The organism is Arthrobacter tecti, from assembly GCF_054511355.1.
The window spans coordinates 102,138-124,490 of the sequence record NZ_JBTNCT010000007.1; the positions used below are offsets into that span (position 1 = coordinate 102,138).

At 65.6% G+C, this 22,353-nt stretch carries 26 protein-coding genes and 1 tRNA gene; 18 read left to right on the top strand and 9 right to left on the bottom strand.

Features of this window, described 5'->3' with window-relative positions:
- Nucleotides 1-16 precede the first annotated feature (16 nt).
- Both ACX80C_RS10290 and ACX80C_RS10295 read right to left on the bottom strand, forming a co-directional pair.
- On the bottom strand, nt 17-610 hold the full coding sequence (locus ACX80C_RS10290; protein ID WP_459326372.1) for a hypothetical protein: 594 nt from the start codon (nt 608-610) through the stop codon (nt 17-19).
- 70 nt (nt 611-680) lie between these two features.
- Nucleotides 681-1,535 (bottom strand): AraC family transcriptional regulator, encoded by an 855-nt coding sequence (locus tag ACX80C_RS10295; protein WP_459326373.1) that lies wholly within the window; start codon nt 1,533-1,535, stop codon nt 681-683.
- Between the two features lie 150 nt (nt 1,536-1,685).
- Between ACX80C_RS10295 and ACX80C_RS10300 the strand changes: the two genes are divergently transcribed.
- Genes ACX80C_RS10300 through ACX80C_RS10315 form a run of 4 tightly spaced genes read left to right on the top strand, consistent with a single transcriptional unit; the run spans nt 1,686 to nt 4,737 of the window.
- Entirely contained in the window at nt 1,686-1,976 is a 291-nt protein-coding gene (locus ACX80C_RS10300) for a flagellar FlbD family protein (protein ID WP_459326374.1), read from the top strand.
- Nucleotides 1,977-2,798 (top strand): motility protein A, encoded by an 822-nt coding sequence (locus ACX80C_RS10305; protein WP_167990717.1) that lies wholly within the window; start codon nt 1,977-1,979, stop codon nt 2,796-2,798.
- Nucleotides 2,795-3,604, top strand: a complete 810-nt coding sequence (locus ACX80C_RS10310; protein ID WP_459326375.1) for an OmpA/MotB family protein — start codon at nt 2,795-2,797, stop codon at nt 3,602-3,604. The genes ACX80C_RS10305 and ACX80C_RS10310 overlap by 4 nt, the downstream gene beginning before the upstream one ends.
- Before the next feature lie 29 nt (nt 3,605-3,633).
- Nucleotides 3,634-4,737, top strand: coding sequence for a lactonase family protein (locus ACX80C_RS10315; protein ID WP_459326376.1), 1,104 nt, complete (start codon nt 3,634-3,636; stop codon nt 4,735-4,737).
- Between the two features lie 140 nt (nt 4,738-4,877).
- On the opposite strand, the gene ACX80C_RS10320 is transcribed toward ACX80C_RS10315, so the two are convergent.
- On the bottom strand, nt 4,878-5,846 hold the full coding sequence (locus ACX80C_RS10320) for an N-acetylglucosamine kinase (protein WP_459326377.1): 969 nt from the start codon (nt 5,844-5,846) through the stop codon (nt 4,878-4,880).
- Between the two features lie 107 nt (nt 5,847-5,953).
- On the opposite strand from ACX80C_RS10320, the gene ACX80C_RS10325 reads away from it, so the two are divergent.
- From ACX80C_RS10325 to csrA, 12 genes are all read left to right on the top strand, one after another.
- Entirely contained in the window at nt 5,954-6,316 is a 363-nt protein-coding gene (locus ACX80C_RS10325; protein WP_459326378.1) for a hypothetical protein, read from the top strand.
- Between the two features lie 236 nt (nt 6,317-6,552).
- Entirely contained in the window at nt 6,553-6,987 is a 435-nt protein-coding gene (locus ACX80C_RS10330; RefSeq protein ID WP_459326379.1) for a protein-tyrosine phosphatase family protein, read from the top strand.
- 90 nt (nt 6,988-7,077) lie between these two features.
- Entirely contained in the window at nt 7,078-8,061 is a 984-nt protein-coding gene (locus ACX80C_RS10335; protein WP_459326380.1) for a flagellar motor switch protein FliM, read from the top strand.
- On the top strand, nt 8,062-8,772 hold the full coding sequence (fliN, locus tag ACX80C_RS10340; RefSeq protein ID WP_459326381.1) for a flagellar motor switch protein FliN: 711 nt from the start codon (nt 8,062-8,064) through the stop codon (nt 8,770-8,772). It begins immediately after the preceding gene.
- Nucleotides 8,773-9,360: a flagellar biosynthetic protein FliO gene (fliO, locus tag ACX80C_RS10345; protein ID WP_459326382.1), complete on the top strand. Its 588-nt coding sequence runs from the start codon at nt 8,773-8,775 to the stop codon at nt 9,358-9,360.
- Between the two features lie 62 nt (nt 9,361-9,422).
- A complete protein-coding gene (gene fliP / locus ACX80C_RS10350; protein ID WP_459326410.1) occupies nt 9,423-10,196 on the top strand; it encodes a flagellar type III secretion system pore protein FliP in 774 nt (257 codons plus the stop codon).
- On the top strand, nt 10,196-10,471 hold the full coding sequence (gene fliQ, locus ACX80C_RS10355) for a flagellar biosynthesis protein FliQ (protein WP_167990739.1): 276 nt from the start codon (nt 10,196-10,198) through the stop codon (nt 10,469-10,471). The genes fliP and fliQ overlap by 1 nt, the downstream gene beginning before the upstream one ends.
- Nucleotides 10,471-11,229 (top strand): flagellar biosynthetic protein FliR, encoded by a 759-nt coding sequence (locus tag ACX80C_RS10360; protein ID WP_459326383.1) that lies wholly within the window; start codon nt 10,471-10,473, stop codon nt 11,227-11,229. The genes fliQ and ACX80C_RS10360 overlap by 1 nt, the downstream gene beginning before the upstream one ends.
- A complete protein-coding gene (locus ACX80C_RS10365; RefSeq protein ID WP_459326384.1) occupies nt 11,230-12,324 on the top strand; it encodes an EscU/YscU/HrcU family type III secretion system export apparatus switch protein in 1,095 nt (364 codons plus the stop codon). It begins immediately after the preceding gene.
- Nucleotides 12,321-14,363: a flagellar biosynthesis protein FlhA gene (locus tag ACX80C_RS10370; protein WP_459326385.1), complete on the top strand. Its 2,043-nt coding sequence runs from the start codon at nt 12,321-12,323 to the stop codon at nt 14,361-14,363. The genes ACX80C_RS10365 and ACX80C_RS10370 overlap by 4 nt, the downstream gene beginning before the upstream one ends.
- Complete coding sequence (locus tag ACX80C_RS10375; RefSeq protein ID WP_459326386.1) at nt 14,338-15,213, top strand: hypothetical protein; 876 nt, start codon at nt 14,338-14,340, stop codon at nt 15,211-15,213. The genes ACX80C_RS10370 and ACX80C_RS10375 overlap by 26 nt, the downstream gene beginning before the upstream one ends.
- Nucleotides 15,214-15,326: 113 nt before the next feature.
- Nucleotides 15,327-15,563 carry a carbon storage regulator CsrA gene (gene csrA, locus ACX80C_RS10380; RefSeq protein ID WP_167990750.1) on the top strand — a complete coding sequence of 79 codons (237 nt, stop codon included), beginning with the start codon at nt 15,327-15,329 and terminating at the stop codon, nt 15,561-15,563.
- Here csrA and ACX80C_RS10385 read toward each other — a convergent pair.
- The 5 genes from ACX80C_RS10385 to tmk all read right to left on the bottom strand — a co-directional run bounded on the left by ACX80C_RS10385 (nt 15,560) and on the right by tmk (nt 19,925).
- Complete coding sequence (locus tag ACX80C_RS10385; protein ID WP_459326387.1) at nt 15,560-16,354, bottom strand: SDR family NAD(P)-dependent oxidoreductase; 795 nt, start codon at nt 16,352-16,354, stop codon at nt 15,560-15,562. The genes csrA and ACX80C_RS10385 overlap by 4 nt on opposite strands.
- A 109-nt stretch (nt 16,355-16,463) precedes the next feature.
- Nucleotides 16,464-16,536, bottom strand: a tRNA-Thr gene (locus ACX80C_RS10390).
- A 70-nt stretch (nt 16,537-16,606) separates the two neighbouring features.
- Nucleotides 16,607-18,154 carry an alpha/beta hydrolase gene (locus ACX80C_RS10395; protein ID WP_459326388.1) on the bottom strand — a complete coding sequence of 516 codons (1,548 nt, stop codon included), beginning with the start codon at nt 18,152-18,154 and terminating at the stop codon, nt 16,607-16,609.
- Entirely contained in the window at nt 18,151-19,314 is a 1,164-nt protein-coding gene (locus tag ACX80C_RS10400) for a DNA polymerase III subunit delta' (protein ID WP_459326389.1), read from the bottom strand. Before ACX80C_RS10400 ends, ACX80C_RS10395 begins: the two co-directional genes overlap by 4 nt.
- Complete coding sequence (gene tmk, locus ACX80C_RS10405; RefSeq protein WP_459326411.1) at nt 19,311-19,925, bottom strand: dTMP kinase; 615 nt, start codon at nt 19,923-19,925, stop codon at nt 19,311-19,313. Before tmk ends, ACX80C_RS10400 begins: the two co-directional genes overlap by 4 nt.
- A gap of 194 nt (nt 19,926-20,119) precedes the next feature.
- Here tmk and ACX80C_RS10410 point away from each other — a divergent pair, with 194 nt between their 5' ends.
- Together ACX80C_RS10410 and ACX80C_RS10415 are read left to right on the top strand one after the other, a co-directional pair.
- Entirely contained in the window at nt 20,120-21,265 is a 1,146-nt protein-coding gene (locus ACX80C_RS10410; protein ID WP_459326390.1) for a trans-sulfuration enzyme family protein, read from the top strand.
- 9 nt (nt 21,266-21,274) lie between these two features.
- On the top strand, nt 21,275-21,595 hold the full coding sequence (locus tag ACX80C_RS10415; RefSeq protein ID WP_459326391.1) for a DUF2516 family protein: 321 nt from the start codon (nt 21,275-21,277) through the stop codon (nt 21,593-21,595).
- A gap of 1 nt (nt 21,596) precedes the next feature.
- Here the strand turns inward: ACX80C_RS10415 and ACX80C_RS10420 are convergent, their stop codons facing one another.
- A complete protein-coding gene (locus tag ACX80C_RS10420) occupies nt 21,597-22,319 on the bottom strand; it encodes a class I SAM-dependent methyltransferase (RefSeq protein ID WP_459326412.1) in 723 nt (240 codons plus the stop codon).
- Nucleotides 22,320-22,353 lie beyond the last annotated feature (34 nt).

Here is a 22,353-nt window from a genome sequence, read left to right on the forward strand (position 1 = left end):
CAGGGCAAGGCGACAATCAGGAAGTAGCATCCTTCGCGAGCTCGACGGCGGCATCCGCCATTTCGTCAGAGAGTTGCATGACATCCCACATTCCCACGAGGCGGTTGTCATGGCTGTAGGCGGTGATGGTGCTCCCTGCGCCGTCGGAAGCCACAAAGAAGTGCGCCGGCGGAAGGATTTTCAGATGTTTTGCCACCTCGGCATGCCTTAGCTTCTTCCCTGGGTCCCAATCCTTGTCCATTTCGATCCACAGGCTGTCGTTGAAGGTCCGTGTGGTCACGCCCGGCTGGGTGAACGCTTCCTGAAGGCTCTCCAGCGCCTCCGTCTTGTCCTTCGGGGACGGCCAGGACTGGTTCTTGGTGAAACGTTTGGTGGCATGGTCAAGCATGATGTCCGGCGGTAACTTGGTGGGCCGGCGAAGGAGCGCACCCTGCGTGAAGAGCACGGCGAGGACACCAACGATCACGTACGTGAAGAGGTGAGATCCGAAGTCAAAATACACAAGCCCCAGCACAATAGCCACAGCTACAACGACCGCAGAGACCTTCCGCTTGGTCGTCGAGAAGTACAGCAGAAGCCGCTGGTACCACGTGTAAGACTCGTCAGCCATTCCAAGCTCCCCCTGCGCCCGTGCCGATGCCGTCAGCATGACATCGGCACGAGCCTACCCGCCGGAGGAACTAGGCCGCCTCAATAGGCAACCACAACTGCCCGCGCCCGCTGACGCCGTCGGGCTCTGGTTGCACGCTCAGCAGCTGCGGCCCGGGCGCCCACCGGTAGGGGTTGGCCGGGAACCACTCGGTAGCGGCGTTGGCCCAGAGATGCTGAAGGGCTTCCGGGAACTTCCCTTCGGCCTCGAACACCACCCACATACCGGCCGGAACCTCCTGCGACTCGAACCCGTCCGGCGCCGGTTGTGAACTCGCGACAGCCCGCCAGTAATCCAACACGCTGCCCTCTGTACCCGGTTCCTCGATGTTGTCCGTCACAGCGAGAGATCCCGTCGGCTCACCATCCGAGAGATCAGCCAACCGCGACCGGACCGAAGGGTCAAGGCTCCGCTCGAACTCTTCGATATCCGCATTGGGCCCCTCGTAGACGAGCCCTACACGCGTCCGAACTCCGATCAGCCGGAAGGCTTCCTTCTTGACGATGCGGTGTTTCATATTGCTTCTCCCTTCAACTCGAAGATGAAATCTCAACTGGGGCTGTGAGTGCAGTACGGCCCCAGGGCGCCGCGCCTCCGACGGCGTCAGCCCGTGCACAGTCCTGAACGCCCGGGTGAAAGCCTCCGCGGACCCATATCCGTAGCGAACGGCCACATCCAATACCGGGTCACCGGCGAGGATCTCAGCAGTCGCCGCCGTGAGCCGTCGTCGTCGTATGTATTCCGACAGCGGAATGCCGGCCAATGAAGCAAACATGCGCCGGAAGTGATATTCCGAGGTGAGGGCGACCCGCGCCAGCGCGCCGACGTCGATCGTCGCCGTCAGATCCGCTTCGATGAGCTCGATGGCCCGGTTCCAGTCCTGCATACCAATCACGCTATCGGGGCGGCGCTGCCCAGCACCCGACAATCCGTGCCCAAACAGATCAGTCCCGCGGGGCTTACAAAAAGGCGCCGCCGTCCGACAGTAAAGGCTGAGGCCATCAGGGGCCTTATCCAAACTGCCCAGGACGTGCCCATGATCGTTGTCACCCGGCTCAATGACAGCCAGTTCGCGGTGAACCCCGACCTCATCGAGAGGATCCACGCCAGCCCGGACACCACACTGGTACTGGTGGACGGAGCCCAATTCGTGGTGCGGGAATCCATGGACCAGGTCATCGGGATGATCGCGTCCTACCGCGCGGAAATCATCAGACTTGCCCGCGACCTCCCCACCGGAACCGAAGCACCGCGCGCACTCGGTCTCGTGCCGGGCACAGGAACGACGACGACGGCCGCCGTCCCGCTGCGGCCCGGGAGGCAGTAGATGGATCCGGCCACAATCATCGGCCTCGTTGTAGCGTTCGGGGCGCTTTTCGCGATGATCAAACTCGAGGGCGCGCACGTCGAGGCCATCCTGTTGCCGGCTCCCATGGTTCTGGTGTTCGGCGCGACAATCGCGGTCGGAATAGCGGGCGGAACACTGAAGGACTTCATCATCGCGGTGAAGGCCCTGCCCCGCGCATTCATCGGCAAACCAACCCCACCTCAGCAGGTCATCGACAGCGTGGTCGGGTTCGCGGAGAAGGCCCGCAGCGAAGGGCTTCTCGCCCTGGAGCAGGAAGCCACAAACGTCAAGGACCCGTTCCTGCGCAATGCCCTGCAGAATGTCGCCGACGGCACCGACTCCGAAGAACTCCGAACCCTCCTCGAAGACGAGATCCACACCAAACAGCAGTCAGACCGCACAGCCTCCAAATTCTTCATGAGCATGGGCGGATACGCGCCGACCATCGGCATCATCGGGACCGTCGTCTCGCTGACCCACGTCCTCGAGAACCTCTCCAGCCCGGACACGCTCGGGCCCATGATTGCGACGGCGTTCGTCGCCACACTCTGGGGCCTGCTCTCCGCGAACTTCCTCTGGTTGCCGATCGGCACCCGTCTCAAGCGGCTCTCCGACCTCGAAGCCGACCGCATGAACCTCCTCATGGAGGGTATCCTCGCCGTCCAGGCCGGAAGCCAGCCGCGCCTGCTCAGCGAACGGTTGCTCGCCATGGTTCCGGACCACGCGCGTTCGAAGTCCAAGGCGAAAGACAAAGCCAAGAGCGGGAAGGCGGATCAGCCGCCCGCCGCGAAAGCGGCATGAGTCCGCGGCCCGGACGCCGTCGTCGTTCTGCTGACGAGGGCGAGGAGCATCCCGACGAACGGTGGATGGCCTCCTACATGGACATGGTCACCGTGCTGATGTGCATGTTCATTGTCCTGTTCGCGATGTCCACGGTGGATCAGAAGAAGTTCGAGCAGCTGCGCAACTCTCTTGCGACGGGATTCGGCGCCGTCGAAGTGGCCGCAGTGGATACCGCTGAGGGCATCGTGGTTCCTCCAGAACGTGTGAACGAGGAAGGGCCGGCCGCGGAGCTGACCGACCTGGATCTGGCGATGATCGAGGTGGAGAACCTGCGCGCACTGCAGGAGAAAATCGACGCCGGCCTTACGGAGAAGAACCTGCAGGACGCCGTCCGCTACGAGATCGACGAACGTGGACTCACCGTTCGATTGGTCAGCTCGAAGACGTTCTTCCTGCCGGACAGTGCGGTGCTGACACCGCAGACCGTCGACGTGCTGGACATCATCGGGCCCGCGCTCACGCCTACCGAATACAAGGTCTCCGTCGAAGGCCACACCGCGAAACTGCCTGACGGATCGCCCGAACCGCTCGACTGGGAGCTGTCCACGGAGCGTTCCGTGAACGTCGTCCGGCACCTGGTCGGCAAGTCCGGCCTGCAGCCGAACCGGGCCGCCGCCGTCGGGTTCGGCGAGTCTCGTCCGCTGGCCGCCGGCATGACCGAGGAGGAGCTGCAGCTGAACCGGCGCGTGGACATCGTTGCGCTGTCCAACCAGCCCGAAAATGTACGCGCGCTGATTCCCGAGCTTGTCGGGGAAACGCCGTAGCTTCCCAGAAGTGGGGCAGAATGGTCGCCATGGAAACCGCGAAGCTATGGATCGGCACCTACCCCGCGAACGGCACTGAGCCGGGTTCCGGCGAAGGAATCTGGCAGGTCACACTGGACCGACGGACCGGGAAACTCAGCGATGCCAGCCTGGCCATTACGACGCCGTCGCCCTCCTTCCTCGCCTTCCACCCTTCCAGCCCGGTGCTGTACGCGGTCGCCGAAACGGCCCAGGGCGAGGTCTCGGCATTCGCGCACGACGACGGCGGGCTGACGCACCTGCGCACCGTCCCCACCGGCGGCAGCTCGCCCTGCCATGTCCAGGCGCAGCAGCACACGCTTTGGGTTGCCAATTACGGCGACGGCGTAGTGACGCAGATTTCCCTCGACGACGACGGCGTCCCAACCGGGGAGTTTCAAGCGCACCAACACTCGGGTTCCGGCGTGAACAAGGACCGGCAGGAGGGCCCGCACGCGCACTTCGTCCACGAAGTCGTGTCCGGCGCTGGTCAGGGTGAACTGTGGGTGAGCGACCTCGGCACCGATGAGTTTCGCCGCTTCAACTCCGCCGGTCCGGACGGAATTGCCGCGGTTCTGCCGCCCGGAACCGGGCCCCGGCATGCGGTCGCGCTGCCGGGCGGGGCCGACAGTGCCGGTGCCGGCGAGGGTGCCGGCGAGGGTGCCGGTGCGCGGGAGGGTGCCGTCGTCGTCGTTGGAGAACTGGACGCCAGGCTGCACGTGCTCTCGGTTCCGGATGGTGCTGTGCTGTCCAGTCAGGCCGCGCTCATGACGCAGGCTTCCGAGGACAAGCCGAGTCAGCCATCGCATATCGGAGTCGGTGTTTCCTCCGCCACGGCGAACCTGCTGTACGCCGCAACCCGCGGACCTGATGTGCTGTCGGCGTTCGCGGTGGGGGAGGGCGCGACTCTTACCCACCTCGCTGACAGCCCGATCGGCGGGCAGTGGCCGCGGCACTTCGCCGTGGTTGCCGCCGCCGACGGCGCCGCGGACCTGGTGGTCGTCGCGAACCAGTACTCGTCAACGCTGGACGTGCTCCGGTGTGATCCGTCCGGGCGGGCGGTTCAGGTCGAGTCACTGGAGCTGCCCGTGCCGGCCTGCGTGCTGCCGGCATAAGCTGCACCGGGGCGGGTGCACGCCCGTTCCGCGCAGGTATGCCGAGCAATGCTCCGCAACTCTCGGCGTGTCCCGCTACGACACGCTGCTGAGCGGCGCAGACCTGCACGGAATCGCGGACGGCAGGGCGCAGGCTGCTGCTACTCGTGCCTGCGGGAGGTCACGTACGGCGGATGGTTCAGTGCCGTACCGGGGTCAGCCGCTGCTGAACCTGCCAAGGCAAACGCGCCGTCGATGGCCGTACCACGCGCCGGGATCAGTTCGACCTCCGGGCGTTGCGCGTCCAGTTCGCTTCTCAGCGCTTCCATGAGAAGCGGAGTCGCGTCGAACAGCCCGCCCACCAGCGCGAGTCGCGGGGGTATCCCGTCGCCGACGGCGGCAGTTCCGGTGGTTGCCAGCTCGCGTCCGGCGGCTCGGAAGATCCGTGCGCTGTCGGTGTCGCCGTCGTCGGCCAGTTTCGCCATGTCGGGAACGAAGGAAGCAAGGATCTTCGACCGGTCCGGCCGCGTGTACACGTCCTTGAGTAGAATCTCCGGCGAGCCGAACCGGGCCCGGAGCGCCTCAAGGAGAAGCGAGGATCCACCCCGTCCGTCGAAGCTGCGGAATGCGGATTCGAGTCCCTGCCTGCCGATCCAGGCGCCGCCCCCGGTGTCACCGAGGAGATGGCCCCAACCGTCGACGCGCCGCCACACCGATGCGAAGTCGGTTCCGAGGGCATTGGTCCCCGTGCCCGCAGCCAGTACAGCGCCCGGCTCGAACGACAGCGCGCCCACATGCGAGGTGAGGATGTCCGAGGCGACAATGGTCAAGGGAACGCCGAATCTCTCGGCGAGTGCGGTGTGAAGGGGTGTCGGGTCGTCCATGAGCGATTGCACGCTTGCAAGCCCGAGGGCGAGGACATCTAGTCGCTCCACCCCGGCCGCGTGTATGGCGGCTTCCACAGCTTGCCCGACGACGTCGAGCAGTTCCGGGATCCTGATGCCTTCAGGTCCGATGCGCACGCCGCCGTCTACCCGCACCGGTTCGCCGGTTTCGTGTGCGATATTTCCGGCAATGGCGCGGCACCCTGTACCGCCGATGTCGACGCCGCAGATACCCCGGTTAGTCATGATCGGTCCTCGCTGGGCGCTGTAACAGCGCCTGGTTGTGATGCCTGTGCGGTCGTAGGACAGTGTAACTATTAACCAGAGCCCCTCATCGAGCAGGAGCACCCGAGATGCAGCCTGACCGCCTGACTATAGAACCGGTGTCAAACGGATCACCCACTAAACGGCGGGTGCTGGCCCCTCGCGTTCCGCATTTTGTACTTGCCGGTGTCCTGTTGACGGTGGCTGCATGCGGGAAGCCGGGACCGCCGATCGCACACGCGGACATTTGCAATACCAACGCGTCCTGGATCAGTACGGGCAGGCCGACGGATTTCTTGAGTCGGGCCAAACGGAACATCACAGAAAGTCTCGCGAGCGCAGAGGAGGGCGCCGTGCCCGTTGCCGCCCGATCCTTCCTTGAAGCGATCGAGACCGAGGACACTGACGCGATGACGGTCGAAAGTGAAGCGCTCTGGCGCAGCATGCATTGAACTGGGCTGGGAACCGCCGGAAGGCTGAACCGCAATTATCCGACGCGGACTCCGACGCCAGCGCCGACGCCGACAATCCGCTGGCGCAAACGCCGGAAGGTGGCACTATCCCTTTTCGAAAAGTGCAGGCTCTGCAGGCACTGCAGGCAACGAGTGCAGACGAGGCATTTCCCAAACACACACATCCCCGCCGGCATCGACGCGATTTCATGACAACCGCCGCTAGTCTCGAACCCATGAACGGTTTGTGGGAACCGACGTCGCCCGGAGTGCTTCACCTGCCTTCCGGCCGCTTGATCAGGGGTCGTGCACTTAGCCAGCCGACGCCGCCCGGTCCGCACCCCGATTTCGCCGTCTACCTGCTGGACAGGGAACCGGACCCAATGATCTGGGAGAGCCGCTGGATCCAATGGCCCGACTTCCGTCTACCCGCAGATCGAACCAGAGCGCGCCAGGTCCTCGAAGAAGCTTGGAATCGTGCTGCAGCCGAACGCGTGGAAATCGCGTGCCGGGGCGGCAGAGGAAGGACCGGAACCGCGCTCGCCTGTATCGCAGTCCTGGACGGTGTCCCGGCACGCGAAGCGGTCACTTTCGTGCGGGAAAACTACAACGCCCGCGCCGTCGAAACTCCCTGGCAGCGGAAACATGTGAGGCGTTTCAGGGCCAGTTGACGCAACAGGTACCCGCCGTCGTCGTGATGAGGCCCTTATAAAGAACACCACCACCTAACGAACTGCGCTCGCCTGCCGATAGTGCCCTGCGTGACGGTCCAGGAACACCCCGCTATTGGCGTGCCCGCAGAACCGCGCCCGGAAACGGCGGGGACGGGCGTGCATGCGCCGATGCCCGAGGGAGGGTCCCAAGAAGCGGTGGACAGGGCGCCCGAGAAGCCGATCCACGTTTACGACTTCCGCCGCCCCACCACCCTCGCCCGTGAACATTCCCGCGTCCTCGAGGTCGCCTTCGAGACGTTCGCCCGCCAATGGGCCACACAGCTCACCGCGAAGATACGCCTCATCTGCCAGATCACCTCGGAACAGGTGCTCATGCAGTCCTACAACGAGTACGCTGCCTCCCTGCCGCCCACCACGGCCATGGTGCTGTGCGCAACGGATCAGGTTGAGGCGAAAGCAGTCATCCAGTTCCCCGCCGCGGCGGCACTGCACTGGATCGACCACATGCTCGGCGGCCAGGGAAGTGCCCTCCCGGGGGAGCGCAGGTTCACCTCCATTGAGCACGCCCTCGTCCAGAAGCTCATGGATGACGCGCTTGAGGGTCTCCACTATTCGCTCGGCTCGCTGCTGACCACAGAACTCGGCTTCCACTCGGTCCAGTACAACGCCCAGTTCGCACAGGCGGCTGCCACCGCGGACCTCATGATCGTGGCGCAGTTCGAGATCCGGGTGGGGGACAGCGCCTGCCGGGCCAGCGTGGCCATTCCCGCGGACCTGCTCATCCCGCAACTCGGCGAAGCGAACCCGACGGCAACCACCGAGAATGCCCGGGACCTCCTCGAAGCGCAGCTCGTCAACGTTCCGGTCGACGTTTCGCTGCAGCTCGCGCCCGTCGGTGTTCTGCCCAGCGATGTCCTCGACCTCGCCGTCGGCGACCTGCTCTCCCTGCCGCACCCACAGCACCGCCCACTCAACGTCGTCGTCAATGGCCACCGGCTGGCACACGCGGCCGTGGGATCCTCCGGATCCCGGCTCGCCTGCGTCGTCGTGAATACCGAGGAGAACGCCTGAATGACCACCGCACCCGCCTCTGCCCGCCGCGAAGGCGCAGCCGCTGACGCCCTTGCCTCCCTGCTCCCGACTCCGCGCCCGGTGCGCGCCGTGTCCGCGCATGGGGCGCAGGTACCGGCGGCAGCCGCGGCGGCCGCCGTCGTCGTTTCCTTTGTGGGCGCGCACTCAGCCGAGATGGCGATCGCGCTCGCCGACTCGTCCTTCCTCGCTCACGCCGCCGGAACGGATTCGACCCTCATCTCAGCTGCGGATGTTCTCACGCCCGCGCTGGAGGCAGCGGCCGGAGCGCTCGGTGACGGTGTCCTTGGCGACGCCGAGACCGGCGACGCAACCGCGCTGCTTTCCGCGCCGGACGCCCACCTCTTCCAACTGAACGACGACGACGGCGCCACCCGCGCCTGGTTTGCCATCCGCGTCCGTGCACAGGACCACACCCGCCGCTCGGCCGCGAGTAACGCCGCGGGCCGGCTCAGCCGGATCAGCAACGTCGAAATGGCGATGACCGTGGAGATCGGCCGCACCCGCATGTCGGTCCGCGACGTGCTGGACCTTGAGCCGGGCGGCGTCATCGAACTCGACCGCTCGGCAGGCGCTCCCGCCGACGTACTGCTGAACGGGAGGCTGATCGCCCACGGCGAGGTGGTGGTCGTCGACCAGGATTACGCCGTCCGAATCACCCAGATCCTCGACGTCTCCGAGGGCCCGCTCTAAATGGACGCCGTGATCCTGGCGCTGAGGGTGCTGCTGTCCCTCGCCGTCGTCCTCGGTCTGCTCTGGTACATGCACCGCAGGATCTCCCGCTCGCAGCGCCGCGGGGGCAAGGTCAGCCCGGTCAACGTTGTGGCCAGGCACGGGATCAGCCCCAAGGCATCGGTGGTCATCGTCGAGGCGGAGGGGCAACGATTCCTCCTCGGGGTGACCGAGCAGTCCGTGAACGTGCTGCACACCAGCGACGCTCCGGCCGCGCTGACTGCGGTCCCACATGCAGAGAACGACGAGGCCGCCACCGCCTTCGCGAAGGTCCTCACCCTTGCGTCCCGCTCGAGCGCGCAACAAACTCCCGCTGAGTGTGGAGATAATGGCGGAATAGCGTCCGCTAAGGGCGATTATCTCAGCACTCAACGTGAGGGTGGACGCAGCACGGGCCAGGGCGGGCGCGGCACGAATCAGACGCAGCGCGGGCGCCGAGCCGCACGCAACCCGCAAGCGCCGTCGTCGACCTCGCCCCTCGCGGGCTCAATCCTCTCACCGGAAACCTGGAAGCAGACCGCCAATGCCTTCCGGCAGGGGCTGGGGTGAGAGTCCCGGTACTCCGGGCAGTATCCGTGCGCCGCGCAGTCCTGCTACTCGCCGGCGTACTCATGATCGTCCTGCTCCTCGCGGCCAACGGTGCACCGGCCCACGCGGGCGTCGTCGAACCGCTTCCGCCCGCACCGCCGGTTGACCCGACCGTTCCCGCTGAGCCGGGGGAGGACGGGCTGTCCATCGACATCAACGGGATCAACGGCGGTCCGAGCGCCGCTGTCCTTACCCTCATCGGCATCACACTGCTGTCGGTGGCGCCGGCGCTCCTGCTGATGATGACCTCGTTCACCAAGATCTTCGTGGTCCTGGCGATGACCCGCAACGCACTGTCCCTGCCGTCGATCCCGCCCAACCAGGTGCTCGCGGGTCTGGCCCTGTTCCTGTCGCTGTTCATCATGGCGCCGGTGCTGACCGAAATCAACGAGATCGCGGTGCAGCCCTACGTCAACGGGGACACCACCTTCACGCAGGCACTGGAGGACGGCGCCGGACCGCTGCAGACCTTCATGCTCGCGCACACTCGCGAGGAGGACATCGCGCTCATGACCCGGGCGGCGGGCATTGATAATCCAGCGAACCCCTCCGATGTCCCCCTCACCACCCTCATCCCGGCGTTCATGATTTCCGAGCTCCGTGCCGCCTTCATCATCGGGTTCGTGATCTTCGTGCCGTTCCTGGTGATCGATCTCGTGGTGTCCGCCGCGCTGATGTCGATGGGCATGATGATGCTCCCGCCGGTCATGATCTCGCTCCCGTTCAAGATCCTGCTCTTCGTCCTGGTGGACGGGTGGGGGCTGATCATTACCGCGCTCGTGGGGAGTTATCGCTGATGGATACCAACGCCGTCCTCGACATCGGTCTCCAGGGACTGTGGGCCGCCGCGAAACTCTCCGCGCCGGTGCTTATCACCGCACTCGTGGTGGGATTCGCGATCTCGCTGCTGCAGTCCATCACTCAGATCCAGGAAATCACCCTGTCCTTTGTGCCCAAGGCGGCTGCTGTCGCCGTCGCACTGTTGATTTGCGGACACTGGATGATCTCGGAGATGGTGTCGTTCACCCACGAGATGTTTGAGCGCATCCCCGGTCTCCTCGGCGGCGGCTGATGGAGATTCCCATCAACCAGGGGTGGATCGAGGCCGTCATGCTGGCGGGCGTGCGCATGGTCGCATTCCTCGTCATTGCGCCGCCCTTCTCCTACAAGGCCATCCCGGCGCGCGTGAAAGCGATGCTCGCCGTCGGGCTTGCGCTCGCCGTCTCGCCACAGGTGACTGACACCTATGTGTCCCCGGGGACGGGTGGCTTTATCCTCGCGCTGGTGCTGGAACTCGTCATCGGTGCCGCGCTGGGTTTCCTGGTGCTCGTGGTGTTCTCGGCCATCCAGTCCGCGGGAAGCCTTATTGACCTGTTCGGCGGGTTTTCGCTCGCTCAGGGCTTCGACCCGCAGTCCATGGTCAACGGCGCCCAGTTTGCCCGGCTATTCCAGATCACGGCATTGGCGCTGCTCTTTGCCTCGGACGGGTACCAGCTGATCATCGCCGGGCTGTCGCGCACCTTCGCGGCGCTGCCCCTCGGCGGTGCCATCGACCTCGCGGACCCGGTCGAGGCGATGACCACCGGCGTGACCCAGATGTTTCTCGCAGCAGTCCAGATCGCCGGCCCGCTGATCCTGGTCCTCTTCCTCGCCGACATGGGGTTGGGGCTGCTGACCCGTGTGGCCCCGGCCCTGAATGCATTTGCGCTCGGCTTTCCGCTGAAGATCCTGATCACACTCGGGCTCGCGTCCATTGTCTTCGTCATGCTCCCCGGCATTGTTTCCTCCCTGGTCGATGACGCCGTGCGGCTTGTAATGGGGGTGGGGTAGGTGTCCGAAACCTCGGAGGAACGGACAGAGGACGCCACCCAGAAGCGGATGAAGGAGGTCCGTTCCAAGGGTGAACTTTCCAAGTCCGAGGATCTCACCGCGTGGGTCGGCATGGGTGCGGCGGCCGTCATGATCCCGCCCACCATCGAACGGGCGGCCGACGCCGGCACCTCCCAGGTTTTCGCCTTCCGTTCGGTCATCGAAAGCCCTGATCCTGAAGCTGCGCTCGCCGCCCTCGGTGCCGGAATGAATTCCCTGCTTACAGTCCTTGGGCCGTTCCTCGGTGTGGTCCTGGTGACCGTCCTCGCAACGGCCGCACTGCAGGGCGGCATCCACTTCCGCAAGGCCAAAGGCAAGTTCGAGCAGTTCAACCTCGTCAGCGGCATCAAGCGCACGTTCGGTATGCAGGCGCTTTGGCAGGGCGCCAAGGCCGTCCTCAAGACAGCGGTAGTCGCCGTCGTACTGGTGCTGGTGGTGCAGGGGTTGATGCCGCTGCTCATGTCGGCAGGCGGACTGTCGGTTGCCGCGCTGCTGACGGCCGCGAACGACGGCGGTGCGGCACTCCTGCGCTCGGCGGTCGCCGCCGGGCTGGTCCTCGCCGCGCTCGACATCCTCGTGGTCACGCGGCGCAACCGAAAGCGCACCCGCATGACCAAGAAGGAAGTCAAGGACGAGAACAAGAACACCGACGGCGATCCGCTGATCAAATCGCAGCGCCGGGCACGCCAACTGGCGATGAGCCGTAACCGCATGATCGCCGCGGTGGGAGGCGCCGACGTCGTACTCGTGAACCCCACACACGTTGCCGTAGCGCTGAAGTATGAGCCGGGCAAAGCTGCGCCGCGCGTTGTCGCCAAGGGCGCTGAACTCATCGCGGCGAAAATCCGTGAGCAGGCCGAGAAGCACGGCGTCCCGATGGTCCGCGACGTGCCGCTCGCCCGCGCCCTGCACAGTATCTGCGAAATCGGCGAGGAGATACCGGTGGAGCAGTACAACGCCGTCGCCCGCGTGCTCGCCTTCGTCATGTCACTCAAAGCCAAGGGAGCCGCACGCGGTCTCCACACGCTCGCCCAACCTGGAGGAACACCAGCATGAACCGATCCCTGATGAAGCTCGGCGTGCCCATCGGTGTGGTGGGCATCCTGATGCTGCTCGTTGTGCCGGTGCCGGTGTTCCTGCTGGATCTGCTCATCATCGTCAACATCCTGCTGGCGCTGGTCATCCTGCTGACCACGATGTTCGTGAAACGCCCGCTGGACTTCTCAGTGTTCCCGTCGTTGCTGCTGGTCGCGACCCTGTTCCGGCTGGGCCTGAACGTCGCCTCTACGCGTCTTATCCTCGGGGACGGCCACGCCGGTCAGGTGATCGAGGCGTTTGGCCACGTCACCGTAGGCGGGTCCCTGGTCATCGGCGCGGTGATCTTCCTGATCCTGGTGGTCATCCAGTTCGTTGTTGTCACGAAGGGCGCCGAGCGTGTGGCCGAGGTCGGCGCACGCTTCACCCTGGACGCCATGCCGGGCAAGCAGATGGCTATCGACGCGGACCTTAACGCCGGCCTTATCACCGACACCCAGGCCAGGGAACGCCGTGCCGAGGTCTCCGCCGAAGCCGACTTCTACGGCGCAATGGACGGCGCCTCGAAGTTCGTCAAGGGCGACGCCATTGCGGGCATCATCATTATTATCATCAACATTGTGGGCGGCATCTCGATGGGCATGCTGCAGCGCGGGATGTCCATCGGCGAAGCGCTCAGCACCTACGGCCTGCTGACCATCGGCGACGGTCTGGTCACGCAGATCCCAGCGCTGCTGATGGCCGTTTCGACCGGCATGATCGTCACCCGCTCCAATGCCGCCTCCGACATGGGTTCCACCGCGTCCTCCCAGCTGGGCCAGTCACGGGTGGCGCTGCGGATTGCCGGCGGCGCGGCGATTGTCATGGGTTTCATCCCAGGGATGCCGATCCTGGCCTTCCTGGCTGTGGGCGGTGTGCTGCTGATCCTCGCCCAGCGGGTCAAAGCCAACGACGACGACGGCGCCGCCACCTCGGCGGGCGAAGTCGAGACCGCGCCCTCGACCGACAGCACCGAGGACCTGCTTGAGCAGATGCGCGTGCATGCGCTCGAGATCATGCTCGCGCCGGACCTGGTCGATGTGGTCTCAGGGGCATCCGATGACCTGCTCGGGAGGGTGCGCGCGCTGCGCCGGAAGATCGCCGTCGAACTTGGTGTCGTGGTTCCGCCGGTCCGTACGCGCGACAATCTGGAGTTGCCGCCGTCCACCTATGTGATCCGGATCGCCGGCGTTGAAGCCGGGCGGGGCCAGGCACCGCGCGGGAAGGTGCTGGCGCTGGGGGACAACCTGGCATCGCTGCCGGGAACAGCGACGGTGGAGCCGGTGTTCGGCCTTGCGGGGAAGTGGGTGCCGGCTGAGCTCAGGCACAACGCGGAAATGTCCGGGGCCACGGTGATCGACCGGGTGTCCGTCCTGGTCACGCACCTCTCGGCCGTCATCACGGGGAATGCGGCGCGGCTGCTGACCCGCGAGGATGTGCGGGTGCTCACCGACGGCGTGCGCGCGGTGAATCCCTCGGCTGTGGAGGAACTCACGCCTGGGCTGCTCTCCCTTGCCGAGGTGCAGCGGGTACTGCAGGGGCTGCTGGCCGAGCAGATTCCCATCAACGACCTCGCCCGGATCTACGAGGCGCTCACCCTGCGGGCGAAGTCGTCCACCGATCCGGAGGGGCTCGTCGAGGCTGCCCGGCAGGCACTCGGCCCGGCGCTGACGGCCCAGTACCTGGACGGCGGACTGCTCCGGGTGATCATGATCGATCCGCTGCTTGAACAGTCCATGCTCGAGGGGCTCCGGCCGTCTGAACAGGGGACGCAGATCCTGCTCGACGCCAACCGCACCGAGCGGGTCCTCGCGTCGGTGAAGGACGCCGTGTCCCGGGCTGAATCGACGGGCCAGAACGCCGTCCTCGTGTGCGCACCCGCGCTGCGGCCGGCCATCCGGCGGCTGGTGGCGGGTCAGTCCAGTGGTCTGCCGGTGCTGTCCTACTCCGAAGTGACCAGCGCCAACGTGACCATCGAGACCGTGGGGGTGGTACGTGTCGCCGAGACTATTGCGTCTTGAGGGCGCAACGCTTGAGGAACTGCGCGAGCAGGTGCGGGCTCAGCATGGGCCCGGCGCGCAGATTGTTGGCGCCGAGCTGGTGACCGTCGGCGGCATCCATGGGTACTTCGCACGGCGGCACTACGAGGTGACTGTCGAGCTGCCTGACCCTGAACCTTCACCTCAACGGCGGCGCGGGCGGCGGGCGGCGAGCGTCGCTGCGGATGCCGGCGCGCGCGGCGCTTCTGGGATTGACGCGCTCCTGCAACATGCCGAATCCGTCGAGGCGCAGCTGCACCCGTCCGTGTCGACCGGAGGCGACCTCTTCGCCGCCCTCATGGACGACCTCACGTTCAACACCACACCGCCGCCCGCGCTGGTTTCTGCCGAGCGGGTGCCACCGCTGCCGGCGCGCCCGGGGGATCTCGCCGTCGTCGTTGGTCTTGATGCTGATCCGCTGACCGTTGCGCGCCAGATGGCCTCCTTCCTGGACCTGCCTGCACAGGCGGTCCAAGCCCACGACGACGACGACGACGGCGTGGCCGCCTACGCGCGCCTCGCCACCGCGGAGCTGCGCGCGTCCGGTGTGCGGGGCGGATTCCCGGTGTTCCTCGTCCTGCAGCGTCCGCCGTCTGGCTTCGACGGGCCGGTGCTCGCCCAGCTCGAGGCGGACCAGGTGTGGCTCGCGGTCGACGCCGGACGCAAGCCCGCCGATACCGCAACGTGGGCGTCCGAGGTGCGTGCCGCCGTCGATGTTCATGGGCTGGCGGTTCTCGGGGCAGCACTCACAGCGACGCCCGCGACCGTGAACCAGCTCGGCCTGCCGGTCGGCTGGGTGGATGGGGTGCGGGCAGCGGCCCCGGTCCTCTAGCTGTTGATTTCGGTCGAATTCCGCTTATTCGAGACGCAATCGCGCGCGATTGTCGATTTCGGTCGACCGGATGCCGCGCGTAGCAGCCGCCAACGCCGCGATAGAGTGAACGGGTGCTGGTGCTTACACGCAAGGTTGGGGAGCAGATCCTGATCGGTGACGACATTGTCATCACCGTGCTCGATTCCCGGGGAGAGGGAATCCGGATCGGCATCGACGCGCCCCGCGGCGTCCCCATCCAGCGCGAGGAAGTGCTGCGGGCTGTGTCGGAGGCGAACGTTGCCGCCGCGAAAGCCGACGACGACGCCGAAGCCCGCCTCCGCGCGCAGTTGGGCCTTCCGAAGAGTTAGTTCTTCGCAGAGCCCGGCTCGTTCATCTTCCGGTTCATTTCAGCGCCTGCGGCGTCAGGTGTCACGTTGCCGCTCAATCCCATGCCGCGCGATTTCAGGGAACCCCCGAGTACGTTGCCATCACCGCTCATCATCCCCTTGAAGCCCTGTTCGGCTACGAGCGCGGGATCGTCCTTCTCGTCGGCACCAACTTTGGTGTCCTCCAGGCCCGCCCGCTCGAAGAACTCGGTGTCCGTAGGCCCGGGAAGGAGGGTGGTCACGGTGACGCCTGTGTCCTTGAGTTCGTTGCGCAGGGCCTGCCCAAACGATTGGACGAAGGCCTTCGACGCACCGTAAACGGCCTGGAACGGCGCCGGCATTCGGGACACCACGGAAGACGTGAACAGGATCCTCCCCTCACCGCGCGCCACCATGTCCGAGGCAATCCGCTTGGCGAGTGCAACGGTGGAGGCGACATTGAGGTCAATGAGGCGGAGTTCGTCATCAAGGCTGTTCTCCAGGAAAGGGCCGCCGACGCCCACCCCTGCATTCAGGACGGCAGCGTCCAGCGGACGGTTCAGCGCCGCGACCGCTGCGTACAGCCTTTCGACGCCGTCTTGCTGTGCGAGATCGATCTGTTCTGCCTGGACGGAGCCGCCAAGGCCCTCCAGGTTTCGCGTAGCAGTGGTGAGCTCCGCATCTTCCGCGGTGACGACGACGTCGAAGCCGTTGGACAGAAACTGTTTCGCCAGCTCATAACCGATTCCGCTTGAAGCGCCGGTCACGAGTGCAAGGGGCCGATCGGTTTCCATGGTGAGGTCCTCTCGAGAAGAATGGTAAGTATGCTTTCCATTCTTGCGTGAGATAGCGATCGGCGAAACCCCTGCCGCTGTGGGCGCAGTGGGTTCCGGGCACAAAAAGAGCCTCCTGCCAGAGTCGAACTGGCGACCTTCTCATTACGAGTGAGACGCTCTACCGACTGAGCTAAGGAGGCTAGTTTCGCGGGTAGATATACCCGTTCAACAAGGAACAACTGTATAAGAGCCTGAGCTCACCGGTCAAAATCAGCAGCGCACGCCGTCGTCGGGCACGGTTCCCTCGATGAGGTAGTCGTCCACGATGTTTTCGATGCACTGATCGGAGCGGCCATAGGCGGTGTGGCCCTGGCCTTCCCAGGTCACATGGACGGCGGATTCGAGCTGATCGGCCAGGGCGAGCGACCAGTCATAGGGGGTCGCCGGATCGCCGGTGGTCCCGATGACAATCATCGGCGCCGCACCCGGAGCGCTGGCGGGGGAGGGCTCCAGCACCGGCTCGTAGGCCCATTCCTCGCAGGCCAGCGCGCCGTAGCTCAGGTACTCACCGAACACTGACGACGCCGCCTCGAGCGTTTCCGCTTCTTCAGCCAGCACCTCTGGCTCTGCAGGCATGGGGTAGTCGAGGCAGTTCACCGCCGTGAAGGCGGCACCGGCGTTGGTGAGGTAATCGCCGTCGGGCTCCCGCTCAGCGCTGAGGTCGGCGAAGCGGAGCATCTCAGTGGGATCGCCCTGCAGTGCCAGATCAAGTGCAACGGTCAACGCTGTCCAGCTGGCGCTGTCGTACAGGGGCAGTACAAAGCCCTGGAAGAAGGTGCCCACGGTGACAAGCCGTCCGTCGGCTGCGGTCATGGGGCTCTGTTCAATGGATTCGAACAGTTCGTCGATCACGCCGACGCCTTCCTCCACATCACCGGGAAGGGGGCAGTCGTTCTTCGTCTGGCAGTCTGTGACGTAGCTCCGCAGCGCCTCGTGGAAGGCTTCGACCTGACCCAACGTGATTTCGGAAGCGCTCAGGGACGGGTCCACCGCGCCGTCAAGCGCGAAGCGTCCCACCTTCTCCGGATACAGCTCAGCGTAGGCGGCGCCGAGCTGGGTGCCGTACGAGAAACCAAGGTAGTTGAGCTGCTCATCGCCCACGAGCGCCCGCAGGATGTCCATGTCCTTCGCGGCACTCACCGTATCTACGAACCCGAGCAGCTCGCCGGTGCGCTCCGCACAGAGGTCCGCATACTCCGCAGATTCCGCTTCCAACAGGGCCAGCGCTTCCGCGTCGGTGACATCCGCCGGCATGGTTTCGGCGCGGGCCTCGTCGCGTTCTTCGTCCGTCAGGCACTCCACGGCCGAGGACCGGTTTACTCCACGGGGATCGAACCCGATCACGTCGTAGGACTGCCGCAACCGGTCGCTGAGCACAAACTCCGCCGAGTCCCGCACGAAGTTGAAGCCCGAGCCTCCCGGCCCGCCGGGATTCACGAGCAGCGATCCCTGCGCATCGCCCGAGGCATCCATCCGGATCGCGGCGATTTCGATCGACTCCCGGTCCGGGTCGCTGTAGTCGAGCGGCACCTCGACCGTGGCGCAGGCGAAACCGTCCTCACATTCCTCCCAGGCGACCTCTTGCTCGTAAAACTCCCGCAGCTCGCCCGGAACCTCCCCAATGGCTTCCTGTGGCGCGGTGGTCTGGCCAATCTCCGGTCCCGCCGTGCAGCCGGAAAGCACCAGGCCAACGACGACGGCGGCAGCGCCCGCCAGCGCACGCCACGTTGAGCGGCGCTTGGGTTGGGAGTATGTCACGCGGATAGTTCCTTTTCGGGCAGCAGGCTCACGGTCATCGCTTCGATGGCGAGCAGGGGAGCAATATTGGTTCCAACGATCCGCGTGCGCACTTTGTTGATGGCTTCGATCCGCGTCAGGGTCTGTTCAGGTGTGCCGTGCTCGGCGTAGCGTTCCAGCTCAGGCCGAAGCGGTTCGTTCACGAGTTGACCGCCGGTGCCGAGCTGCAGCATCAGGACGTCCCGGTAGAAGGAGGTGAGGTCGGTGAGGGCGCGGTCGAAGTAGTCGTTCTTGGAGCGCTTGGCTCGCCGGGACTGATCGTCTTCCAGTCGCTTGACCTGTGAGCGGATCGCGGGTGGCAGGGCGCCTGACTCCGGCGCCCCGAGGGAAACCAGCAGCGCTGCCTTCTCCTCGGCGTCGCGCTGTTCGAATGAGCTTTGCGCTTCGGCCTCGGCGAGCTTCACCAGGTCCGCCGCAGCCTTCATGGCGCCGGCAATGTTTCGCAGGTTCAGCGGCAACCGGACAATCTGGTTGCGACGTTCCCGCGCAGCCTCATCGGTGGCGAGCCGCTTGGCCACCCCGATGTGGCTCTGCGCAGCGCGCGCAGCGACCTCCGCGATTACCGGATCGATCCCGTCCCGCTGGACGAGCAGTTCCGTGACGGCATCCACTGGAGGGACCCGCAGGCTCACTGACCGGCAGCGCGAGCGGATCGTGACGAGCACATCGCCCGGGCTCGGTGCGCAGAGCAGCCAGATGGTGCGAGGGGGAGGCTCCTCAATCGCTTTGAGGAGCACATTGGTGCTGCGTTCCTGCATGCGGTCGGCGTCTTCAACGATGATGACCCGCCACCTGCCCGTTGCCGGTTTGTCCTGTGCCTTGCGAACCAGTTCGCGGGCCTCATCGATGCTGATGGTGACCTTCTCGGTGGTCACGTTGGTGATGTCCGCGTGTGAGCCGGCCAACGCCGTTGTGCATGATTTGCACTCGCCACATCCCCGCTCATCCAGCGAAGGGCGGTCACACAAAAGTGCCGCGGCGAACGCGCGTGCGGCGTTGGAACGTCCTGATCCGGGCGGTCCGGTGAAGAGCCACGCGTGGCTGGGCCGCTCGGAAGCTGCGGCACGGCGCAACTGCTCGACTGCAGCGGACTGGCCGGTGAGGAAGGTCCACACGCTCATGCCAGCTGCTCCCGCACTGCGTCGAGAATGGTGGTCGCGAGGGCGTCCAGCGGCTCGGAGGCATTCAGGACGAGGTATCGTTCCGGATCCGACGCCGCCCGGTCGCGGAACGCCGCACGGATCTGTTCATGGAACGCATCGGGCTCGGATTCCAGCCGGTCTTCAGCCGAGAACGAGGAGGTGCGCCGCCCCCGTCCCTCCGATGTGTCTACGTCGAGCAGCACGGTGAGATCCGGTCGAAGACCCTCGACCGCCCAGAGGTTGACCTCCAGCACCCTGTCCACGCCGAGCCCACGCCCCACGCCCTGATAGGCCACGGATGAGTCGATATAGCGGTCACAAACGACGACGTCGCCCCGCTCCAGCGCGGGCATGATCACCTGGTGCACGTGGGCGGCACGGGCGGCGGCGAAGATCAGCGCTTCGGTTCGCGGATCGATGTGCCCCTGCCCGTGATCGAGCACCAGGGAACGCAGCTTCTCGCCGATCTCGGTGCCGCCGGGCTCTCGCGTGCGCAACACCGTATGGCCCTCAGCGTCGAGCACCTCTGCCAGTCGCGCCGCCTGCGTGGACTTGCCGGCGCTGTCTCCGCCCTCGAACGCAATGAACATGCCACGGCTATGGCGGGTGGTCTGATTGGTCACCGCTTCAGCCTACCGACTCGCCCTGACACTCCGGAGCCAGCGGACCCCGCCTGTGGACTATCTGCATCCAGCGGCCACTAATAACCACTTCACCCCCAAAACTTGGTCATATTTGGCCCCTCGATTCAGGAACACCCAGTCACGAGCCTTAACCTGATCGGATGACCCACCACGCGCACCTTGCCCCGGACACGCTCACGGTGGCCGCAGGCCGCCCGCCGCGCGAGCACGATTCCCCGGTGAACCCGCCGATCGTCCTCTCCTCCACCTTCCATGAAACCGTCCCACCCGCGGGAGCCGACCGCATCTACGGGCGGATGTCGAATCCCACCTGGGACCCGTTCGAGGAAGCCCTTGCCGAGCTTGAGGGCGCAACCCTCGCGGCCCTCGTTTTCGCATCCGGCCTCGGGGCTGCCGCGGCCGCGTTGTCACTTGTTCCAACCGGCGGCACGGTCGTCATCCCACGGCACGCCTACGGTGGGTCGATTTCCCTCGCGCTCGCAGAAGAAGGGCGTGGCCGCCTCACAGTAAGGCAAGTGGATATTGCCGACACGGATCAGGTCATCAAACAGCTCGACGGCGCCAGCATGTTGTGGCTCGAAAGCCCCACCAACCCGATGCTCGAGGTCGCCGAAACACACAAGCTCACGGAGGCCGCCCATCAAAAGGGTGCCGCCGTCGTCGTCGACAACACCTTCAACACACCCCTGGTGTGCCGTCCGCTCGACTACGGTGCCGACGTCGTACTCCACTCAGTGACCAAGTATCTGGCGGGCCATTCCGACGTCGTCCTCGGCGCGCTGGTCACCTCGAGCGAAGAGCTGCGCGCCAAACTGCAGACCCACCGGACATTGCACGGCGCCATTGCCGGCCCGTTCGAAGTGTGGCTCGCCCTGCGCGGACTGCGTACCCTCGCGCTGCGGATGGAGCGCAGCCAGGCAAACGCCCTGGAACTCGCGCAGCGACTGGCCAGTCACCCGGCGATTCAACGCGTGCGTTACCCCGGCCTGCCCCAGGATCCCGGCCATGAGCGAGCCACCGAACAGTTGAAGGGCTATGGCGGAATCGTGAGCATCGAACTCGAAAGCAGGGAAGCCGCCGATGCCCTCGTCGAAGGCGTCCGCCTTTGGCTCCCGGCCACCTCATTGGGCGGCGTCGAATCGCTGGTGGAACGACGACGGCGCCAGCCCGGCGAGCCGCTGACCGTCCCCGAAGCGCTGGTGCGGCTTTCGGTCGGCATCGAGAATGTCGAGGATCTATGGGCGGATCTCGACCAGGCGCTCTCCTCGGCCGCTTCCACCCGTTAGGCTTGAACCGTGGACATTGTGCTGGAATCAGAGTTTTGGCTCTTTCGGGGCCTTGCCTTCCTCGCGCTCGGAATCGAACTCTGGGCGCTGGCTGACTGCGCAAAGCGGAAGGCCGCGTCCTTCGAAGCGACCTTCAAACGCACCAAGGGATTCTGGCTCGGCATGACCGGCGGCTCCGCGGCTGTCGGCGCTTTTACGGCATGGTTCGGCGCCTTTGGGCTCTTCGGTATCCTGCAGCTCGTCGCCGTGATCGCCGCCTGCGTCTACCTCGCCGATGTGAAGCCAGCCGTGAGTGAAGTCCAGAGCGGCGGCGGCTACGGATCCTGGTGAACTAGCCAGGTTCAACCGCGTCCCACACCACGGTCACTTCACCGAGTCGCCAGCGCGCGGGCCCATCGAGGATCGGCCAGCCCGCAGCACGCATGGCAGCACACATGCCCATCCAGCGTTGCCGCATGCCGAAGGATGACAGCGGGGCCGCATCAAGCCACGCCCGGTCTAGCGCCTGCAGGTAGTCAAAGACCCGTTCGCCGGGAACGTTCCGGTGGATCAGCGCCTTTGGTAGCCGTTCCGCGACGTCGGACGGCACCGCGAACACCCCGAACCGCAGCGAAATGGTGAGCGAAACCGGCCCCGCAGTATCAACGGCTACCCAGGTCGAACGGCGCCCGATCTCATCGCACGTTCCGTCCACAAACAAGCCGTCCGGGGCGAGACGCCCCCGCACGCGGTCCCAATGGGCAAGGTACTGATCCTCCCCATATTGCCGCAGGACGTTGAAAGCACGGACAATGACGGGGCGCCGCCCGGCAACCGGGATCTCGAAACCGCCTTGAACAAACCGCAGGCCCGGACGCTCGAGGGGGAGGGCAGCCCGGACACGCTCCGGATCGATTTCGACGCCGAGTACCTCAACGTCGTCACGAATCAGCCGTAACCGATTGTGGAGTTCGACGGCGGTCACGGGGGAAGCGCCGTAACCGAGATCCACCACCAATGGGTCTGACGCCGCGCGCAGGCGCCACGCTTGCGGTCCGGCCAGCCACCGGTCCATGCGCCTGAGCCGATTGGGGTTGGTGGTGCCCCGG

Excerpts from the sequence above, each read along its gene's own strand:
- ACX80C_RS10325 (WP_459326378.1), top strand. The coding sequence starts at position 5,954 with ATGCAGCCTGACCGCCTGACTATAGAACCGGTGTCAAACGGATCACCC.
- fliQ (WP_167990739.1), top strand. The coding sequence starts at position 10,196 with ATGGATACCAACGCCGTCCTCGACATCGGTCTCCAGGGACTGTGGGCC.
- ACX80C_RS10360 (WP_459326383.1), top strand. The coding sequence starts at position 10,471 with ATGGAGATTCCCATCAACCAGGGGTGGATCGAGGCCGTCATGCTGGCG.
- ACX80C_RS10330 (WP_459326379.1), top strand. The coding sequence starts at position 6,553 with ATGAACGGTTTGTGGGAACCGACGTCGCCCGGAGTGCTTCACCTGCCT.
- ACX80C_RS10290 (WP_459326372.1), bottom strand. The coding sequence starts at position 610 with ATGGCTGACGAGTCTTACACGTGGTACCAGCGGCTTCTGCTGTACTTC.
- ACX80C_RS10295 (WP_459326373.1), bottom strand. The coding sequence starts at position 1,535 with ATGCAGGACTGGAACCGGGCCATCGAGCTCATCGAAGCGGATCTGACG.
- ACX80C_RS10310 (WP_459326375.1), top strand. The coding sequence starts at position 2,795 with ATGAGTCCGCGGCCCGGACGCCGTCGTCGTTCTGCTGACGAGGGCGAG.
- fliO (WP_459326382.1), top strand. The coding sequence starts at position 8,773 with ATGGACGCCGTGATCCTGGCGCTGAGGGTGCTGCTGTCCCTCGCCGTC.
- tmk (WP_459326411.1), bottom strand. The coding sequence starts at position 19,925 with ATGTTCATTGCGTTCGAGGGCGGAGACAGCGCCGGCAAGTCCACGCAG.
- ACX80C_RS10320 (WP_459326377.1), bottom strand. The coding sequence starts at position 5,846 with ATGACTAACCGGGGTATCTGCGGCGTCGACATCGGCGGTACAGGGTGC.
- ACX80C_RS10300 (WP_459326374.1), top strand. The coding sequence starts at position 1,686 with ATGATCGTTGTCACCCGGCTCAATGACAGCCAGTTCGCGGTGAACCCC.
- fliN (WP_459326381.1), top strand. The coding sequence starts at position 8,062 with ATGACCACCGCACCCGCCTCTGCCCGCCGCGAAGGCGCAGCCGCTGAC.
- ACX80C_RS10400 (WP_459326389.1), bottom strand. The coding sequence starts at position 19,314 with ATGAGCGTGTGGACCTTCCTCACCGGCCAGTCCGCTGCAGTCGAGCAG.
- ACX80C_RS10370 (WP_459326385.1), top strand. The coding sequence starts at position 12,321 with ATGAACCGATCCCTGATGAAGCTCGGCGTGCCCATCGGTGTGGTGGGC.
- ACX80C_RS10420 (WP_459326412.1), bottom strand. The coding sequence starts at position 22,319 with ATGGACCGGTGGCTGGCCGGACCGCAAGCGTGGCGCCTGCGCGCGGCG.
- ACX80C_RS10305 (WP_167990717.1), top strand. The coding sequence starts at position 1,977 with ATGGATCCGGCCACAATCATCGGCCTCGTTGTAGCGTTCGGGGCGCTT.
- ACX80C_RS10410 (WP_459326390.1), top strand. The coding sequence starts at position 20,120 with ATGACCCACCACGCGCACCTTGCCCCGGACACGCTCACGGTGGCCGCA.
- fliP (WP_459326410.1), top strand. The coding sequence starts at position 9,423 with ATGATCGTCCTGCTCCTCGCGGCCAACGGTGCACCGGCCCACGCGGGC.
- ACX80C_RS10385 (WP_459326387.1), bottom strand. The coding sequence starts at position 16,354 with ATGGAAACCGATCGGCCCCTTGCACTCGTGACCGGCGCTTCAAGCGGA.
- ACX80C_RS10315 (WP_459326376.1), top strand. The coding sequence starts at position 3,634 with ATGGAAACCGCGAAGCTATGGATCGGCACCTACCCCGCGAACGGCACT.